We start from the raw sequence: 18,771 nt of genomic DNA, 5'->3' as shown, positions 1-18,771 counted from the left end.
ACATGACGTGCCAAAGAAGGCCGTTGAATAAAGGTTAGTTACTCCACTCTTGAAATGGTCTGCTGTGCAATTCGAGCCCTCGTTTCGACTTGTGCAGTGTGCAGAAGTGCTTTCTGTAACCATTTTTCGACTTGTGCAGTGTGCAAAAGTTAAATCTAGTTCACATTTCCGACTTCTGCAGTGTGCAGATGTTAAATCTAGTTCACATTTTCGACTTCTGCAGTGTGCGAAAGTTAAATCCGATTCACATTTCCGACTTCTGCAGTCTGCATGAGTCATTTCTTGGCTGAATTTTGCGGTTATGCAGTCTGCACGAGTCATTTCCTGGCTGAATTTTGCAGTTATGCAGTGCGCACGAGTCTATTCGCAGTCCATTTTTGGGGTTTCGGAGACGGAAAGAGCTGTTTCGAAATCTCGTTTTACGCTCTCATAGTGGGAGAGAGTCGTCTCGAAGGCTAGTTTTCTGCATACGGAGAGGTTTTAAATGATTGTGAGGGTCTACTACTGCATCCGTAGCTAAAAACAAGTTGATTTAGGCTCCTGATTCCCGCTCTCTGCGTGAGAACAAGCGGAAACAGTCTCTTTTTTTCCGTTCTCCGATAGAGCATGAGTGTCATTCTGTAAGTTGTTTTTGCGGTCAGAGAGGAAGAGTGTCCAATAAAGAACGTTTTTCACTGTCATTGAGTGTCCATCTCCTCCGCTGGTTATATAGCTTCATATCTCTGTGCCGTGAGAGTATTTTTTTTATTCTATTTCCCAAGTTCACTCTCGTCTGCTTGCAAAGATAGGGAAAATTGTGATATGGTGGCGCCAGACAAGCATTAAATTTTGATTTTTTCTCATCGGTCGAATTCTGCATGAATCAAAAAAAATGTCTGTCAACGATTCACATCGTCTGACAGACTGAAAAGTATCAATAAAAATGTTATTTAGGGATGATAACGAATTCTTTCCAAATAAAAGATGAATACGAATGGCACGCCTGCCTATCAGAAACAAGATGATACTTCACAGCATCGTGCCACAAAAGTAGAAAAAGCGGATTAAAAACCACAGATGCAGTCGTCGTATATGGAAAATTTTTTCTGTATTCCATTCATGTTCCGGTTACGAGGGCTGGCCAGTTCAATTTTTCGACTTGTGCTCTTTTAGTGAGTGGCAAAAAAATCTCGCCGACGATTCACATCGTCGGCGAAGAACAAAATGAAAAACTTAATATCATTTTTGGAATTAATCCATTTCAAAGAATCAAGATAAAAACGTACTAATCATATTGAGAAATTTCCCGTCGGAGTTTTCTCCTTGATGCTTTGAGCCACAAATATACAAAAAGTGCGATAAAAACCACAAGTATAGTCACCATCTGCGGTATATAATGTTCAGGTTCCACCCATATTTCGGTAAAGAAGTTCATCCGACCGAGAATTTCCACAGGTGTCCAGAAAATGATTACTGTCGCGATGGCCATTCGGATGTTTGCACCCCACGACCCAAGGTAAAGTTGCCTCTTAAACATGAAGAGCGAGCCGATGAGGCAGCCTATTCCAACAATAAAGGTTACGGGATGATGGTCGCCCAGGAAATTTTTGTCGTAACAGAACATAAGGAGTAAGTACATGGCCCATAATATCATATTTAACTCCATAAACGTAACGATTGAGGTGTGTCTTGTCATTGGTTGAGGAACTATTTCTGCTCTACGACTGCGAAATAACTTCTTTTGAATCCAGGTGATGAAGTCACAACCGTTCTTTGTGCTGAAGATATACATTGTCATAACCATCATCCACATTCCAAACGACGCCGGAAGGATTAAATACTCCGGCTTGGTTACAATTTCACCATTCTCAATCTCCGGCTGCACACCGAACCTGCGGGCATAATACATAAAAAGGAATTCAACCCATCCGGTCCAGAACAAAAGTCCACCGAAAAATCCCCAGAGCGTTTGTCGAGTATCGCTTTTTACGAACACTCCGACGATTACCATGAGTAAACCTGCCAATCCCATGAAAAATGCAGCGTAGTGCATTGGTCCGGGAGTCATAAATTTTTCCATGAGAATCATCAGTGCATGCCCAAGAGGCATCGAGAAGAGTACGATTGTGAATGATGCAATGGTACGCCACCAAAATTTTTTCTTTTTTGTGTTGTGTTCTTGTTCCATAAGTGCTTTTATCTTACTTGAATAGCTGGTCGACATCGAGAGATAGACCCAGCATGAAATTTGCGCCATCAGTGAGCGGACAGTTGAGATAATAGTAGCTAGGTTTGTAATTCAGTACGTTGTCGACTGCCGCTGTGAGCTTTGCAAACTTACGGATTCTTGCTGCAACCGAGAATTTCCAAAGCGTGTATGGGGGATAGTGAACTGACACAAGTCCTTTCGACACGTCATAATAATCAACATACTCCTTATTGTCTACTGCCGAGAGTATTCTTCCGTCAAGTGCGATGCACAGCCCCAGATTTTTATTCAAATTTTTGTCCCAATCGGTATGCACGACTATCGAATGTTTCCGTGCGGGGATGTATTGATTGTTCACCTGTGCTCCCTGTTTGTTTTTGGGCAGTTGTTCGTGCGTAAAAGCATAAGAAATTCGTGCCGAAAGGCCGCATTTCCACCGCGCCTGTGCTGTCGCTTCTGCTCCGAGGGCAGAGTATCCGGCCAAGTTTATGTATGGAAGCCTTGGAAGGCGGTCGGAGGGGGTGGCGAAGTAGGGTGCACCGGCTGCAATCTTGTCGTCCACTCTGTTGTAGTAGGCACACACGGTTAAATTGTAGGGGTTACGTGTGTATTCGGCCGAAATATTGAAATTATGGCTCACCTCCGGTTTGAGCGAGGGATTTCCTTCGACAATCCAGATACCGGACATGTCGAAGTTGTAGTATTTCTCTTTCAAAGTTGGTGAGCGGAAGCCCATTCCATAGCCTAAACGAATGTTGAGATTTCGGCGGGGGCTGTAGCGAGTGCTTAATTTGGGCGTGATTCGTGAGGAGCGACCGTCGGAAAAGTAATCATAACGCAAAGCTCCCACTAATTCCCACTGCTGCCCCAGATTCATATCATATTGTGCGAATGCATCGAACGAATCCTGTATTTTCGTTGAACCGTTTAGCCGGTTGTTGAATAAGTAGTCGTGCAAAAAATCGGCTCCGATTGAGAGCAGGTCATCGCCGACGAGCATTTTGTTGTATAAAACTCGGAATGAGTTCTGAACATTTGAGTATCCGCGGATGTCGAGACGAGTTATTGCCTGGTAGTCCGACTTATCATACTGGTCGAAAGCATATGCACCCTCGATATAATCGTTTTCTGCAATTTGCCATTGCGCTCTCACACCTCCAGAGAAATCGCGATAGCGTTCTTTCGTGCCTGGAGTTCGCTCCACCTGTCTTATAAAATATCCAGCTCGGCCTGTTAGTATCAGCTTGCTTATCGGTGTGAAGGTAAATTGCTCTTTCACACTTGTTACATCGTCGCCATAGATTGTTGAGATGACTCGTGTGATGGGCTGGTTTGCGTTTTTGACATTATAATTGTCTATTGTGTTACGACTGAGTGTCAGCAAGTTTGTGAATTTGCCGGATGCGAACTGCAGCACAGCTCCGTTGCGCCATTCTTTGTGTCGTGCGATACGCGAGTTTAGATTCAGACCGAATTTTTTGGCTCGTTCCTTGGTAATAATATTTATTACGCCTCCGTTTGCGTTTGACCCGTAGAGCGCAGATGCTGCACCTTTTATTATTTCGATTCTCTCGACATTTTCCATTCCTATCCTGGTGAAATCAACGTCGTCCATAGTCTCACCGGCCAGTCGCTCGCCGTCTATAAGTACAAGCATACTCTGCCCGCCAAAGCCCGAGAAATTAAAATGCACTTGCTGATTCATAGCATATGAAAACTCAACGCCCGGAATGACTTGTTGAAGTAGGTCGCGTAGATTCGTGGCATCGGTTTTCTGAAGGTCGGAGGCCGTGATTACTTTCGTAAGCACCGGAGCGCTAGAGAGCAGTTTGGGGGTGCGGGTTCCGGTAACAACAACCTGCTCCATCTCTACGGAGTCGAGCATTTCTTGTGCTTGTAAGGCTGTTGTGCATAGCAGGACTGTGGAAAAAATCGGTATGATTCTATTCATGTGTTTCTAGTAAGGATATTTATAATTAACGGTTAGCTGGCATTTTGTGCCCGTGAGTCCGATATAGTTTTCCAATTGCACAGCTGCACACTTCCCGTCACTGAATCGGATTATGAAAATGTGATTGTTGTGCTTGAATGAGGGGGGCATGGGAGGAATTTCGAGAGTCAACCACGAGGAGAGAGTGCGATTTATACTTATTCCCTGACAGCCGATGAGCATAGAAAACATTTTCGACTGGTCGGCCCACACTTGATTCTCGGTAAACTCATCTTTTTGGAAGCTCGCACCCATAAATGCAGAGCTAGTCTTCGGCAATTCGTCCATTGAAGTGTAGTTTGTTTCGAGCACAGCTGCTCCATTTGTCCTAACATTGTCTCGATGAATGGCAATGCTCCATTTCTTTGGTTCGGGTTGTGAGGATGTTTGGTAAAAGCCTCGTTTTTCATTTTTCGAAATGCCTTGTCCAAACACATCGAACCAATATGTGTAGATTCCCGTCTGTGTTACGGTTTGCACGTCTGTCGAATCAAGCGGAATAGGATAAGGTACGAACTGCGTCTGTGCTTTCGCAAGTGCCAACGAGTCTCCAGATTGAGCAATGAGTGCTAGCGAATCGAAATCAACGTAGTACCAATCGGTCCAACTTGACGCATCTATTCTTAATTGCCCTTTCTTTGTGAGCAGCTCAGCCGTCGGCTTGTCGTATATGCCTTCTAGAATACCGTTACAGGCTGTAATCGTTACGAAAACGACACAGCCTGCAAGAATATTTAGCGTATTGAATACAAAACGCATGTGTGCTGGGAGTTGATGATTATTCTTTTGTTCCTACGAAAGTTGCGGTGATTTCGAAAGGCATTCTTCCAATCTTGAACACGTTAGTGACGTGAAGCTTTCCGTCGGAGTCAAGACTGGCGGTAATCTTGCCGCTGGTGAAACTGTATTCTCCATCCATTCCCGTGCTCGATTTGAAACGCACTCTCACTCCGTCGCTTGTGTAATCGCGCACGTAGGCTTGGGCTGCGTTATCGTAGGAAATGTTTCGAATCGTGAAAGCTCCGAGCTTGAGATCGCCCATCTGAGTTCCTTTGTATTCTTCGTCGGCAGTAGTTATATTAATCGTGCCGTCGGAGTTGCTCTCAACATGATAGGTCACGTTGTTCGCTACATAGGAACCGGGCATCGGACCAACCTTCAAAGTGTTCGAGCCTTCATAGTTGCCAGCTATTCCTACGGACGTTGAGGCCGGATTGAAAGCTATGTTTTGAACTTCCGAGACATTATAGGTCACTGATGTACCGTCTGTCTTGTTAATGACCACTGTTTGCGCCTGTGTGGAGACTGCTGCTGTGAGAGCGATTATTACCAGAGTAAAAATTTTCTTCATTTCTTGATGAATTTGAATGTTTTGGATGATGATTTAACGATTAAGACACCAGCGAAAGAGCTGATTTCGATTTCGGCTGTACCGTTGTTTGCTACAACAGTGCTTGCCAGAAGTTTTCCGTCGATACTAAATACAGCGAGTTTACTTCCGGGGTTTAATCCTTCGCCCTTGAGCGTGTTGCCAAACGAAAATTTAGCCGTTTCGACATTTGTGCTTTCAACACCTGCACTTTCGTTGACAAATTCAAAGGAGCGATAACTTACAAGAGGATATTCCACAACTTGCGAGGTTGTTGTGAGTACTAAAGATGTGGAATTAAACGTAACTACAGGTTTCTCTGACAGTGCAAAGAAAGTTGCCTTACCGTCGGAATCACTTACCTTCACATAGTCTGCGGCAAAAGCAACTAGATTTGCTGTAGCCAACAAAACCACCGTAGCAAATGCACGGAGAAATGTTCTCTTTCTCATAATACAATTATTATTTGTGAATAAAAACAGGTTTATACAATTTGCACGCAAAGGTAGACAACGCAGAAAAACACCGCAATACCTATTACTTATGATTCTATTTTACATTTTTCCACTCGTTAGAAAAGTCCAAATCAAATCTTGAAAAAATTTACTGCTCATTTTATATCCAGAAGTGGCATTATATATTTTAATTATGGTAGAGAGTTATGAATGACTGACTTACGAATCTAAAGAAAGTTAATAATACGGAGCACATGTACTATCTGAGCTCTACACATCGGAACATTTATCTTATCTTTGCCCGTGCTTGACGATAATTGTTCAGAATCGCCAAGAATATCTTGAGAGTGACAAATAAAACATAGTCTGGATGCATATCAATAAACAAAAAAGAGTGCTATTAGCCTGGATGTTGCTTGCAACATTCATGTTTATGCATGTTTTGAAAGATGTGCATATCCATCACCCGCTGGAAAAAGCAGGGAAAGCTATGTCGACCAATGAAGATGGCCCTTCTGCGAAAGGTAATTGCTTCATTTGCGACTTCACTCTAAATCAAGCGACACAAACCGGAGGAGTGGAATTCCGCCCAATGATTTCATTCGTTGCTTTCACACTTAACCACTTCGAGACACTGATTGTTTACAGACTGGTTGAATCCGTGAACAGTCACTCTCCGCCAACTATGGCCTAAAAACAATCGTATACTTTCCATTCAAGTTTATTCCACGTGTGTTTCGCGGAATTAATTGCGCGATTACTGTAGAATAAAAATAATTTTTCAACACACAGATGAAATACAATGCATTGCAGCTTTGCAGATGCGTGTGGTGTGTACTGCTAATGTTGGGTTTTGCCATTCAAGTTCCTGCTCAGAACATTGCAGGAGAAGGAAACGACAACACTTTTGCGGTAGACACAATTAAGACGACATCGAAAAAGCAGAAAAAAAAGTCGGCCTTGAACAGCGAGCAAACTCTCGGCGAGGTTGTTGTGACTTCCGAGCGACGCCAAACCAGTATAAACAGCGTCAGCAGCAAACTCTCGGCAAATATGATTGATCGCTCGATGGGAAAAACCTTAGCCTCACTACTTGAACATGTGAGCGGAGTTAGCTCAATTCAGACGGGCACAACAGTTGCCAAGCCTGTGATTAACGGAATGTATGGGAATCGCATCCTGATTGTGAATAATGGTGCCCGGCAAACGGGACAGCAGTGGGGAGCAGACCATGCTCCGGAGATAGATCAGAATAGTAGCGGTTCAATAGAAGTTGTCAAGGGGGCCGAATCGGTGAGATACGGTTCGGAGGCCCTCGGCGGCATCATCGTAATGGAACAAAAGATACTCCCATATCAGCAAAAAGAGATTACGGGACACACTCGTGCACTCTACGGGACTAATGGGCGCCGCTTCTCTTTCGTTGGGCAAGCAGAGGGAACCATTCCTTTCGATCGCAATTTTGCATGGAGACTACAAGGAACTGTGGCTAATGCAGGCGACCAAGGCACTGCCAACTATCTACTGAACAACACCGGCTATCGAGAACACGACTTCTCTGCATCGCTCGGCTATCGTCGAGGTAAATTAAGAGTGGAAGGTTTCTACAGCATGTACAATCTTAAACTGGGCGTGATGAGAAGTGCGCAGATGGGGAGTGAAGATATGCTGAAAGAGCGCATCAAACTTGGGCGTCCCATGGATATATCCCCGTTTAGTAGAGAGATTGACTATCCATATCAGCATGTTGTACATCATACGGCAATCGGGAAGATATATCTTGATGTCGGACGACTCGGAAGACTGTTCTGGCAGACTGCATATCAATATGACGACCGAAAAGAATACAGAAACCGGCGCATGGACTATTCGAAAATTCCCGCAGTTAGTATGATACTATCATCGTTTCAGAATCAATTGAAGTGGAATGTGGATTATGCAGGGTGGAACACTGAAACAGGCGCATCATATTTACACATAAACAATACGAATCAGGAGGGAACGGGAGTTGTTCCGATTATCCCGAACTATACGGAATACGATTTCGGATTGTATGCACTGCAAAAATACCGCGCAGGTGCGTTCGACGCGGAAGCAGGAGTACGTTTCGACCATCAGGCAACTCGTGCAGTGGGTTATGATTACACTTTCAAAACCTACGGCGGTCATCACCATTTCAGTAATTTCTCTTACAATTTGGGTATGAACTACAGACCAACTGAAAATTGGAAATTCACATCCAACATAGGTCTTGCCTGGCGCGCACCGCATGTTCATGAGCTCTACAGCAACGGAAACGAACTCGGTTCGGGCATGTTTGTCAGAGGCGACTCAACAATGCACTCCGAGAAAAGCACAAAATGGGTAACATCGATTGCCTACAGAAACGATTTTCTCGATGTCCGCCTCGACGCCTATCTCCAATGGGTGGGCGGATACATCTACGATGAGCCTTCGCACCAGTACATAACAGTTCTTTCGGGGTCGTATCCCCTGTTTCAGTATAAACAAACCGATGCTTTCTTCAGAGGCATAGACATCGACCTGCATTTTGAACCCATAAAGCATCTGGAATATCATATACTCTCCAGTTTGATATGGGCGAACGAGCAGAAAACACATGCCTATCTGCCTTATATCCCATCAGCACGAATCGATCACGATGCAAGTCTCACCGACATAAAACTGGGAGCGCTCACGGGCTGGCTACAAGTGAAACATCGATTCGTTTTCAAGCAGAGACATTTCGACCCCGCTCGCGACCTGGTGTCGTTCACGCCACCTTCCTACAGCCTGTGGGGATTCGAAATAGGCGCTGACTGGAAAATATCCGAGCGCAACAAACTACGCATTTTCATTTCGGCCGACAACCTGTTCAACAAAGAATATAAAGAATATACAAACCGGTCGCGCTACTACGCCCACGACATGGGACGTGACATACGCTGCTCGATCGGATGGTTCTTCTAGGAAAAACTTCATTTATAATAACTTCAAAACAAAACAAGAATGAAAAAAAATCTGTTTAAATCGGTTATGCTGTTGCTAGGAGCAGCATTCATGACCGTGGCTTTCACAGCCTGCGAAAAAGACCCCGTAGTTCCAACACCAGGACCCGACAAACTTCACGAAGACCCCGTCAAGGTGTCCATTAAACTTGTGGAATGCCACCTGCACAATCCATGGGATAAAATTGATACCGAAGGCGGCCCTCACCAAAATCCAGAAACCAAGGCCAAATACCTCAAACGAATCCAGACGATAACATACGAAAACAAACCTGGAAAGGGATGGGGACTGGCAGACGGAAGCCAAAGTAAATTCTATGTAATCGGGGCATACGACTACGACAATGGTAAAGGCCCGATACCCACCCCGATGTATCTCATGTTCATCAAGTATTACAACATCAAGGGCGAGCTAATGAACAGTCAGTTCATTTTAAATAATCAGGACGCCATTCATCAGCACTTCTTCACAATTGAAAATGCGAAGAATCTCATGACAGGCCAAGAACTGGCCGACAAAGCCACGACCAGCTTTATCGATTATAAATATGTTGACACGACTCCCTGGGATACGACCTATCACAGCGGCTTAGCTAAGCTGACCGGAAGAACCAATCCACTCGGATTCAAAGGCGCCATTACCTTCCTGAAAGATCGCACGACAATGGACATGAGAATCCGACTGCTACACGATAACCGCGGAAAGAAAGACCCGAAAGCCAACGGTTTCAGTCCTTTCTATAAGCCCTCGGCTTCGCAGGTTCAGGTTGGTTCGTGGGACATCAACATAACCGTCCCGGTAGTGGTGTTGATGAACAACAACGAATACCTCGAAGAGTTCGATACGACCATGGGTGTCGAAGGCATCGAACCATATGTAAAGAAAACTCCTGAAAACAGCTTAAGCGCAGGCAGCAACAGTGTGCTTCAGGCCATCATGAAAGCCTTCAATATTTCGTGGAGCGAAGCTCTAACCGACTATCTCACGAAATATTTCACACAAGGCTCTTCAGAGTCAGGTTCCATCTGGCTATAATTCTTCGCCAGTCGGCCAGCCCGACTGGCTTGGTATTTTAAAAACATTATATTCAAACACCCCACAAGAGCTGCCCTTTTTCGGGCAGCTCTTTTTGTGCTCATATCTAATTCACATTGTTTTAAGGATATGGCAATACCAGATTACGCAGTTTCATCTTATCGGCGGAGATATTCGCAATCGATGAGCAATAATTACAAATGAAAAACCTCGGTGCGAACAGATCTCCCTGTTATTATCTTGGATTTTATAATGTTACTTTAAGATAAGTGTGAGAAAACCTGCTTTTCACACAAGCATCTTAAGTTCCCTGTGAGAAAACTCTGTTGTTACACAGAAATCATAAGTTCCTTGTGTAGCAACAGTGTTGCTACACAGGGAATATAAGTTCTTTGTGAGGAAACACTGTTGCTACACAGAAACCGTAAGTTCCCTGTGAGAAAACACAGTTGTTACACAAGCAGTTTAAGTTCTTTGTGTAGCAACAGTGTTGCTACACAAAAACCGTAAGTTCTCTGTGAGAAAACACCGTTGTTACACAAGCAGTTTAAGTTCTTTGTGAGAAAACGCTGTTTCTACACAAAAACTATAAGTTCCTTGTGTAAAAATATTATTGTTACACTATCTGTTTAATCTCTTTGTGCAACACAATATATTTCTAGGGTTATCCTCCATGAATACTAAATTACACAGAGTGTTATTCCTCATTTTTCTAGCGTAGCTCTTCTATCGCAGTATGAAATAAGGCCCGGAAGCAGACGGAATGTGGAGATAACAGACAAAAAAAGCAGGCATAAGTTGAACAATCATGCAACTTATGCCTGCTTATTAAATCCCCAAAGGGAATTGATTGTAGATTATGATTTGGTTACTCTTTCGAGCCATTTAACCATGCCGAACATCACCGACATGGAGATTATGCACACAAGAGCAAACACTAACCAGCATATCCAGAGAGAATATTTGTTGTACATCCACGGACCTATCCAAAGAAGAATGTTGCCAACGGCCGTTGCACCCAACCATAATCCCTGACATAGACCTTGGAGATGCTTCGGGGCTACCTTGCTCACAAAACTGAGACCTAGAGGCGAAATAAACAACTCGGCCATCGTGAGCAGGAAGTAGGTTAGAATGAGCACCCATGGGCCAACTTTCATCACGCTGGAGAGTTCGGGCGATATATTTCTGAATGTTTCGGCTGAAGGATAACCCATCGTCATCGACAGGGCCATGAGGAACAGATAGGCCAGGCCGGCAATTCCCATTCCGTAGGCTATCTTCTTCGGTGTTGAAAGAGGCTTGCCTTTCTTGGTGAAATAAGAGAACACCCACATAATAACGGGGGTTAAGAATATCACAAAGAAAGGATTAACAGCTTGCCATACTTCGGGTGCCACGGAATCGGTTTTCACAAAGTCGCGAGCGAAGAACGATAAACTTTGTCCGTTTTGATGGAACGAGAACCAGAAGAACACACTGATGCCAAGCACTGCAAAAAGAGCATACATGCGCTGCTTGATTTCCTTGGCCATGGTGATTTTTTCTTCTTCGGTGTATTCCTGAACCACTACTTGTTCTTTCTTACCTGGCATTGGGAAGAGGTGTTTCGAGGTCATGAAGATGATTAGCGAAACGAGCATCATCACCACGCTGGCAATGAAACTGTAGTGCACGCCGGTGTTGAACACGTCGAGATATTGTGGACAGAACGATGCCAGGTCGGCCGCATTTCCACCGACTTCGGCGGCTAGTTTCTGTAAGTTGCCAAGGTTTCCGCCAATACTTCCGTTTATAAAGTCGTGGCATAGGCGGGGGAGGTCGGCATTGTAGACAAATCCGTTTCGGTTGAGCCACCAGCTACGCAGAAGCGGAGCGATGAAAGGAGCCACCAGGGCACCTACATTTATAAAAACGTAGAAGATTTGGAATCCGGCGTCGCGTTGTCCAATTGCCCATTTAAGTTTTTCGGGCGATTCTTTTGCGGCTTCGGCTTCAAAGTCGTCGTACATCTGTCCGACAATAGCTTGAAGATTGCCCTTGAACAATCCGTTTCCACACGAGATGAGCACAAGTGCGAAGATCGTGAACGCAAGCAGATAGGAGTTGTTTTGAGGTGTTGCAAGAATCGGAATGGATAGCGCAACATAACCTATGGCCATGATGACGAGTCCACTTTCGATTGTTCTTTGATAGTTTTGCGTTTTGTCGGCGATGGCTCCTCCAACCAGACTCATAACATAGATTGCTGCGAGGAAGAACGCGGCAATCAAGCCGGAGGTTTCGTCGGACAAGCCGAACTTTGAACACAGAAACAGAGCCAATACGGCATTCATGATGTAGTAGCCAAAGCGCTCTCCCATATTGCTGAGAGCAGCTAGCAGTAGACCTTTCGGATGATTTTTGAACATATTATTTAATTGCTTTTGATTAAGTCGAACAAATAAGTTGCCTTGATAATGATGTTTCCGAAGTTTGACTTCCCAAAGTAGTCACGCTTCGAATTTCCGTAGATATTTCCGAGCCCGTAGTAGTAGCGTGCCTCAAGGATAAATCTCCCTGCTTTAGGGATGTACCATTCGGCTCCGAGTCCGGCTGTTATTCCGTAATCGAATTTGTTTTCCACGGGCATTTCTTCTTGTTTAACGATAGTATTGCTTCTGCCAGTCCCATCGTTCGCGAGGTTTGGTTGGGTGTAGTTTTTCGTTGTCGATTCCCCCAGATATATTCCAATCTGCGGACCGGCCTGAGCGAAGATATTCACTCCGTTTTGTTCTTTTCCCCAGGCAAGATGGGCCATGACGGGAATCTGAATATAGTTTATCGTGCGTGAATATTTCTCGGCTTGCCCATTGGAATTAATCACAGGTTGGTCGGTTCGGGTGAGAATTTTTTCTTTCCATCCAATCGAGGCGTAGTTCACTTCGGCCTGCACGGAACAGATGGTTTTGAAATATTTCTCACACACATATCGAAAGCTGGCGCCAGCAATGAGTCCACCGTGTTGTGATTGCGACACGCGGGGGTCGAATCCCACGTTTGACATAACATATCCTCCCCCGAATCCAATGGAGAATTGATTTCTGTGCTCGCCAACTTGCGCAAAGGCCATAATGGGCAGGAACAGGGATAGAAGGAGGAGATTCTTCATGTTAGTAGATGAGGTTGTCTATCGTTTGGTCTGACTTGAAATGAATCAGTTGGAAATGATTGTTGCGATAACCGCCCTGACCAACTTGCTCGAAGTTGTAGCGTGTTTGTAGAGGTTTATATTTCACTTCAGAGTTCATTCCTCGGAATGACTGTCCGCTATTTTTGAGTCCGCGCACGAAGAATTCTGCCTGGTCGTAGCCCACAAGTGCCATGCGCGGAATATTGGTTTTCTCCATCGGCTCACCATAGGTTTCCTTATAGAGTTTCTCGAACGCCTCGGTGCGATTGGCAACCTTGTTATAGTAGTAGGTCGTGGGGATATAAACATTATACTTAAAGAAATTCTGCAGCGCGTGGTCTTGATACATGAACCATTGTGTGTAGCCATAGGTTACTATCGCTGCTCCCGGTCGAATACGCTTAAGCGAATCCATCTTCTCGAATACCCGATTCATTTGCGGACTTTTCTCGGTATTAAGCACAACCACATTCGGACGTGCTGTGTGGAAGTGTTTCGCAAAATCGTAAATGGGCGAGTTCAAGTTCGTGAGGTCGTATTTGACATTCATAACCTCAAGTTGTTTCCGCAATCCGCTTGTGAACGCTCCCACTCGACTGTGCAGGTCGTTACAATTAATGAAGATGATATGGTGCGTACTTTGGAATCGCTCCAGAAAGCAAGCAATTGCACGCTCGTTGAGCTGCATTTCCGGCTGATAAACCTGAAATACATCGGGGGTCTGCGCTAAGTTTACACCTTCAACCGAGAACGGAATTACCAATTTCGTTCCGCGTGCACGACAGAAATCTTCCAACGGCTTAACCTGGAACGAATAAAGCGGACCGAAAATTATGTCGAGATTCTCCGCATTCTTGTCCATCAGAGTAGTTTTAATATCGCCATCCTTAGGTACATTCCACGCATGAACATCGGTTGTAATCCCTTCGCTTTTCAGCTGTTCCAATGCAAGAAGAATACCGCGATAATATTCAACCATTCGCTTTCCGTCGCCATCCAGATTGTGGAGTGGCAACATGATTCCTATTCGTATACCTTTTCCTTGCACAGTTTGTTTAGCGGCGGTTCTGTTGATTGTTGATTCGGTGCGCGATTCATTTTTTTTCGAATCCTTGCCTTTCGCAAAAGGCACGAGGATGAGGTCGCCTTTCTTGAGCTCATAGCCCTCCTGTTTCATTTCAGGGTTAGCATCAATTAGTTGTTGAATGGTCACGCCATATTCCTTAGCCAATCCGAATATGGTTTCGCGTTTGTTTACCTTGTGCAGGTGTTGCCATTTGTGGCTTTGCGCCATCGCCTCGAAACCGAATGTCAAAGCGACTGCCAACAGCAGAAACCTGAGAAAACATTTCATAATCTTATTTTTTTGGTTTAACAGCGGCAAAGATACATAATAGCACACGTTGAATCTTAAAATTCCTGTTTGTTTTTAAAAAATGAAAAGACCTGCACGCGTCGAGTGACAGATGCAGGTCTGAATGATTATATAAACGATATTTTCTTTGTTCCTAATAGAGCGTTTTTCTCTTCCTAGCTTCGTGAGAACTATCCCTACCACAGACCCAATCAATCCAATCAATGCCATCGATGCCAATTCGGCCTATCGGCCGAGTGGGAGTGTATATCCAATTGTCCGTCAAAGGGGGAGAGGATAATTTCTCTTAAACCGAACACATGTATATATAAAAACGGTCGACCTGCACGCGTCGTCGCGACGGATGCAGGTCTTAATGATTATATAAACGATATTTTATTTGTTCCTCGAGCCTGAAGGGAGGAAGGCTTTCTAAAAACAGGATGAGAGAGACAAGAGTCTCCTAGAGGGAAATGGAGAATGAGGATTTCCTAGCGTGGAATCATCCCACCCTCTTTATACCTGGTCTTCGCCGGGGTCTTCTTCGCGCCCGGGTTTGGGAGTATCTCCTCCGCCGCCGGGTTTCTTCGGGTCATCGGGTTTCTTGGGGTCATCGGGTTTCTTACCGTCGGAGGGTTTTTTCGGGTCGGAGGGCTTTTTACCTCCGCCTCCGGGTTTCTTGGGGTCATTGCCGTCCGACTTCTTCTTCCGGGCCGTGAGAACCTGCTCTTTGTAGCGCTTGATGAGCTCGTTCATGTAGTCGATGAACGCCGCGGCGTCCGATTGATTCACGAATATCGGGAAGGCATTCGCAACCTTAATCAGGTAAAAATATGCCGAATCGCTTTCTCGTCGGGCGATTCGCAAGGCACCAAGAATTCGGGTGGAATCGGAGTCGGTGCGACTGTGAATCAGGCTTTCCAGCTTCGTATTGGCCGTTTTGAGCGCGGCGACGTAGGGTTGGATGCCGAGTCGAGCCACTTGGGCGGCGAATTTCGTCTCGCAATCGTCGATGAGGTTCGCAATCAGAGCCGTTTCGCGCTCGAGCTGCATGTGAGGATTGATGCTGTAGTCTTTAAGATGCTGGGCGAGCTCCTTGGCTGCCTGTGCGACGTCGGCAACCGGCATGCGAAGGAACCCCTTCACGGCCGAACGATAGCCGGCGAAGAGTTTATCGCGTTCGATGTCGAGCTCCCGGATGTCGTCGGTCGACAGGTTTTTCTGCGACAGAACCAGGCATCTGTCCTCCTCTTTCAGGGCGTTTGCGAGGCGTTCGGCGGCAGCCTTCACAACCGGATTAGCAACGAGGGCGGTCTCGGTAGCGATGCGCGTCGAAACGTCCTTGATGAACTGGTAATGCGCGCCGTTGTTGAGGTGATTCACGTCCAGATTATCGATTTCGGCGACATTTACCGTACTTGAAATGATTTTCTGTTTAACCATGATTTTGAATGATTTAAGTTCGAAATATTTACTCTTTGCGGAACTTCCGCGAGGGTTATTCAATTCTGTTTTTTGTTTGCGGGGGTTCCGCGAGGCTCAAACCGTTTAGTTTCTTGTCTGCGGAACTCCCGCGAAGCCCAAACTATTTGGTTTTTCATCTGCGGAACTTCCGCGGAGCTCAAACCATTTGGTTTCTCATTTGCGGAACTCCCGCGGAGCCCAAACCATTTAGTTTTTCATCTGCGGAAGTTCCGCGAGGCCCAAACTATTTGGTTTATCATTTGCGGAAGTTCCGCGAGGCTCAAACCATTTGGTTTCTTGTTTGCGGAAGTTCCGCGGGGCTAAAACTATTTGGTTTCTCGCTTGCGGAACTCCCGCGAGAGACTATATACAAATTATTGATACTTGATAAATGGCAAGTTAACATAGGCACTCCAGTCTTTAAGTCCGTCACCACTCCAATATATATTAGTTGAGCTAAGATTGAGTTCGGCAAACCAAGACGGATCACTTTCAGTACTGGATAAATAATAACGATTCGAAAATATACCACCACCTACCTGCGTAAATGCCTGCATGGCTAGATAACCGTAACAAGACGAGGTGAATGACCAATATTGTGAACTTGAAGGTGTGCCTATAAGCAATGATTCGTTGCCGAAACCTAAAGTGAGATAAAATAATTTCCATTCGCCATAGGCTGGCACATACCATCTGTGCGCCGATTGCTGCAACCATGTTGTGGATACTCCTGGATTATAACGTCCTGCTTTAAAGAACCCCACAGCATTCGTCGGATCGTTTGCCTTTACGGTTCCATTAACACTATAAGTTGTTTCCCAAGTATATTCGTAGCCCCTCATATCACTGATACAGGTTGTGAAATCGGCAAACATTGTGGTAAAATGCTGTATTTTCTTTCCAAAAATACCACCATAATCTACTGGCCTTAACGCCACGGCGCGTCCCTGGCCAACAACAACGGCAATGGGTGTCTTGGCTGTTGCAGCGGGAGCTCCGCCATAGGTGGTTTGTGAGCGAAAACCTGTTGTGCCATCACTAAATAGATAGGTGAACCTAGGTTTAAGCTTGATTTTTATTAGATACGATTTACCCGATTGCATAGTCAGCGTTGCACCTAGCTTAGGAATACTACCCGTGAGAGGATTCCAAAATACGGTGCCACCAGAGAGATTGAGTTTAATATCGGTGCCAGTGGTGGTAGGTAGGAAATAATGATAATTCGAAGAGGTAGAGGTGTAGTCAAATGTCTGCCCACCGTTCGAAGCGGTGTATTTGGCTTGTGTACTGGCAGGTGAGTTGTTGGTTCGGGGAGTCATAGAGCCGGTAGTCGAGGTGTAGGCCTTTGTCATGGGATTATAAGATATACTTACGGGTAGGGTGTTGGCTGTCGTACCGGCGATGGTGGTGGTGATATTCCCGGGAATATCTTTCTGACAAAGAAACTGTATGCGCAAACGCGCTCCTACATGCTTCATAGTGAATGCAACTTGCATTTTCTTAGGATGATTCGCGAGCACTGTGGTTGTGCCGATGAAAGCTGTACTAGCTTTATCAAGAGAAACGGTCAGATTATCTCCCATTGGTATTACATCATCGTTGAAAGCTACCAGGTCATAGGTCATACCAAAATTCAATGGCAAGTCTTTGGGAGATGTTACGTCGTGAGTGAATGTCGAGCCATTGAATGTGCCTCTTATTTCGCCAATCTTTACACCGTTGCGATAGGCGCGAATTGTGTAGTGCTTGTTGGTGATGGCACGGGTTTTATTCACGGTTATGTCGGGATCGTTTTCTACGCTCACTTCGGCCTCACAGTCACTAAGGTATGCGGTTTCCGTACGAGGTGTAGCACGAGTGAGCTCCTGGTCGGATTCATAATCCTGCTCGGTAAAGCTGAATGTTATACCTTGCTCTTCGTTTGGCATGGGCTCGGGCTGGTTATTGTTTTCGTTGCCGCACGATGAGGCCAGAAAGCCGGCAAGCGCGGCGAGAATCATAATCTTTGAGTTTGTCTTCATTTTGCGTCTTGTTTTTTGGATGTTGTTTACTCGAATTCATATTCGCCGCCGTCGATGTCCTCATCCGGGTCATAGTCTTTCTCGTTCGAGCCGCCAGGGTTAGGACTTACGGATGTGCAAAAGAATAATTCGTTCTCGAGTTCGATTGCCTCAATCTTGGGAGGCTCGTAGAAATGCTTTCTGTTCATAATGATACTTGTTATTTCGTTATTGCTTTATTTATCGTCGTGGCAAGGGGTTAGGGGTGATTGAAGAGGGGATGATGGAGCAAGAGGGTATCCGTAACCCAACCGATGCCAATTCGGGCACCAGCCCGCACGTAGGGACAGACCCCGTGTCTGTCCGCACCGTCCTTTTGACGGACGGGATAAACATATTATCCAAGTAAGACCCGAGCGATTGTGCATGTATTAGGCCTAGGTGCCGGCGGACAGACACGGGGTCTGTCCCTACATGCGGCCTATCGGCCGAGTGGGAGTTTATGTTTATGGAGGTACGGTAATTTACTGCACGGAAATCGTGCAGGTTTTGCCGGTAAAATCTTTCCTTATTTTCTCTTATATCGGTTGCCGAGAGGGTACGAAAAACATAACACCAGAGATAGCTATACCCCTTGTGTTTCATTAGGTTTGCGTAACTTCTACGCGCGCGTAAAAATAAGTTAGGTGAGGCTAGATGCCTGTGTGTGTGTGTGTGTGTGTGTGTGTGTGTGTG

Annotated in this window: 14 protein-coding genes; 3 read left to right on the top strand and 11 right to left on the bottom strand. The window is 45.3% G+C overall.

Annotation, left to right across the window (positions count from 1 at the left end; all coding sequences use genetic code 11):
- Nucleotides 1–1,264: 1,264 nt before the first annotated feature.
- From HMPREF9140_RS09690 to HMPREF9140_RS09670, 5 genes are read right to left on the bottom strand one after another with little or no spacing between them, the layout of a single operon-like run.
- Complete coding sequence (locus HMPREF9140_RS09690; RefSeq protein ID WP_006953696.1) at nt 1,265–2,167, bottom strand: hypothetical protein; 903 nt, start codon at nt 2,165–2,167, stop codon at nt 1,265–1,267.
- Nucleotides 2,168–2,180: 13 nt separating this feature from the next.
- Nucleotides 2,181–4,139 (bottom strand): TonB-dependent receptor plug domain-containing protein, encoded by a 1,959-nt coding sequence (locus HMPREF9140_RS09685; protein ID WP_006953694.1) that lies wholly within the window; start codon nt 4,137–4,139, stop codon nt 2,181–2,183.
- 6 nt (nt 4,140–4,145) lie between these two features.
- A complete protein-coding gene (locus HMPREF9140_RS09680; protein WP_006953692.1) occupies nt 4,146–4,937 on the bottom strand; it encodes an HmuY family protein in 792 nt (263 codons plus the stop codon).
- A gap of 19 nt (nt 4,938–4,956) precedes the next feature.
- Complete coding sequence (locus HMPREF9140_RS09675) at nt 4,957–5,529, bottom strand: calycin-like domain-containing protein (RefSeq protein WP_006953689.1); 573 nt, start codon at nt 5,527–5,529, stop codon at nt 4,957–4,959.
- Nucleotides 5,526–5,999, bottom strand: coding sequence for a hypothetical protein (locus tag HMPREF9140_RS09670; protein WP_006953687.1), 474 nt, complete (start codon nt 5,997–5,999; stop codon nt 5,526–5,528). The genes HMPREF9140_RS09675 and HMPREF9140_RS09670 overlap by 4 nt, the downstream gene beginning before the upstream one ends.
- A gap of 373 nt (nt 6,000–6,372) precedes the next feature.
- On the opposite strand from HMPREF9140_RS09670, the gene HMPREF9140_RS09665 reads away from it, so the two are divergent.
- The 3 genes from HMPREF9140_RS09665 to HMPREF9140_RS09655 all read left to right on the top strand — a co-directional run bounded on the left by HMPREF9140_RS09665 (nt 6,373) and on the right by HMPREF9140_RS09655 (nt 10,046).
- Nucleotides 6,373–6,696 carry a hypothetical protein gene (locus tag HMPREF9140_RS09665; RefSeq protein WP_006953685.1) on the top strand — a complete coding sequence of 108 codons (324 nt, stop codon included), beginning with the start codon at nt 6,373–6,375 and terminating at the stop codon, nt 6,694–6,696.
- Between the two features lie 98 nt (nt 6,697–6,794).
- Nucleotides 6,795–8,972 carry a TonB-dependent receptor gene (locus HMPREF9140_RS09660; RefSeq protein WP_006953684.1) on the top strand — a complete coding sequence of 726 codons (2,178 nt, stop codon included), beginning with the start codon at nt 6,795–6,797 and terminating at the stop codon, nt 8,970–8,972.
- A 39-nt stretch (nt 8,973–9,011) separates the two neighbouring features.
- Complete coding sequence (locus HMPREF9140_RS09655; protein WP_006953682.1) at nt 9,012–10,046, top strand: hypothetical protein; 1,035 nt, start codon at nt 9,012–9,014, stop codon at nt 10,044–10,046.
- Between the two features lie 857 nt (nt 10,047–10,903).
- Here the strand turns inward: HMPREF9140_RS09655 and HMPREF9140_RS09650 are convergent.
- The 6 genes from HMPREF9140_RS09650 to HMPREF9140_RS10615 all read right to left on the bottom strand — a co-directional run bounded on the left by HMPREF9140_RS09650 (nt 10,904) and on the right by HMPREF9140_RS10615 (nt 18,245).
- A complete protein-coding gene (locus HMPREF9140_RS09650; RefSeq protein ID WP_006953678.1) occupies nt 10,904–12,457 on the bottom strand; it encodes a peptide MFS transporter in 1,554 nt (517 codons plus the stop codon).
- Nucleotides 12,458–12,462: 5 nt separating this feature from the next.
- Entirely contained in the window at nt 12,463–13,197 is a 735-nt protein-coding gene (locus HMPREF9140_RS09645) for a porin family protein (RefSeq protein WP_006953676.1), read from the bottom strand.
- 1 nt (nt 13,198) lies between these two features.
- Nucleotides 13,199–14,572, bottom strand: a complete 1,374-nt coding sequence (locus HMPREF9140_RS09640; protein WP_006953674.1) for a LysM peptidoglycan-binding domain-containing protein — start codon at nt 14,570–14,572, stop codon at nt 13,199–13,201.
- Between the two features lie 516 nt (nt 14,573–15,088).
- Entirely contained in the window at nt 15,089–16,015 is a 927-nt protein-coding gene (locus HMPREF9140_RS09635) for a DUF6261 family protein (RefSeq protein WP_006953672.1), read from the bottom strand.
- Between the two features lie 395 nt (nt 16,016–16,410).
- On the bottom strand, nt 16,411–18,057 hold the full coding sequence (locus HMPREF9140_RS09630; RefSeq protein WP_006953669.1) for a hypothetical protein: 1,647 nt from the start codon (nt 18,055–18,057) through the stop codon (nt 16,411–16,413).
- Between the two features lie 26 nt (nt 18,058–18,083).
- Nucleotides 18,084–18,245: a hypothetical protein gene (locus HMPREF9140_RS10615; RefSeq protein ID WP_006953667.1), complete on the bottom strand. Its 162-nt coding sequence runs from the start codon at nt 18,243–18,245 to the stop codon at nt 18,084–18,086.
- Between the last annotated feature and the right edge of the window lie 526 nt (nt 18,246–18,771).

The organism is Prevotella micans F0438, from assembly GCF_000243035.1.
Lineage (GTDB): Bacteria > Bacteroidota > Bacteroidia > Bacteroidales > Bacteroidaceae > Prevotella > Prevotella micans.
Note: the sequence above shows the minus strand (reverse complement) of the source record. Positions and strands in the feature narration are given on the sequence as shown.

Coding starts and splice junctions, on each gene's coding strand:
- HMPREF9140_RS09690 (WP_006953696.1), bottom strand. CDS start 2,167: ATGGAACAAGAACACAACACAAAAAAGAAAAAATTTTGGTGGCGTACC.
- HMPREF9140_RS09685 (WP_006953694.1), bottom strand. CDS start 4,139: ATGAATAGAATCATACCGATTTTTTCCACAGTCCTGCTATGCACAACA.
- HMPREF9140_RS09680 (WP_006953692.1), bottom strand. CDS start 4,937: ATGCGTTTTGTATTCAATACGCTAAATATTCTTGCAGGCTGTGTCGTT.
- HMPREF9140_RS09675 (WP_006953689.1), bottom strand. CDS start 5,529: ATGAAGAAAATTTTTACTCTGGTAATAATCGCTCTCACAGCAGCAGTC.
- HMPREF9140_RS09670 (WP_006953687.1), bottom strand. CDS start 5,999: ATGAGAAAGAGAACATTTCTCCGTGCATTTGCTACGGTGGTTTTGTTG.
- HMPREF9140_RS09665 (WP_006953685.1), top strand. CDS start 6,373: ATGCATATCAATAAACAAAAAAGAGTGCTATTAGCCTGGATGTTGCTT.
- HMPREF9140_RS09660 (WP_006953684.1), top strand. CDS start 6,795: ATGAAATACAATGCATTGCAGCTTTGCAGATGCGTGTGGTGTGTACTG.
- HMPREF9140_RS09655 (WP_006953682.1), top strand. CDS start 9,012: ATGAAAAAAAATCTGTTTAAATCGGTTATGCTGTTGCTAGGAGCAGCA.
- HMPREF9140_RS09650 (WP_006953678.1), bottom strand. CDS start 12,457: ATGTTCAAAAATCATCCGAAAGGTCTACTGCTAGCTGCTCTCAGCAAT.
- HMPREF9140_RS09645 (WP_006953676.1), bottom strand. CDS start 13,197: ATGAAGAATCTCCTCCTTCTATCCCTGTTCCTGCCCATTATGGCCTTT.
- HMPREF9140_RS09640 (WP_006953674.1), bottom strand. CDS start 14,572: ATGAAATGTTTTCTCAGGTTTCTGCTGTTGGCAGTCGCTTTGACATTC.
- HMPREF9140_RS09635 (WP_006953672.1), bottom strand. CDS start 16,015: ATGGTTAAACAGAAAATCATTTCAAGTACGGTAAATGTCGCCGAAATC.
- HMPREF9140_RS09630 (WP_006953669.1), bottom strand. CDS start 18,057: ATGAAGACAAACTCAAAGATTATGATTCTCGCCGCGCTTGCCGGCTTT.
- HMPREF9140_RS10615 (WP_006953667.1), bottom strand. CDS start 18,245: ATGAACAGAAAGCATTTCTACGAGCCTCCCAAGATTGAGGCAATCGAA.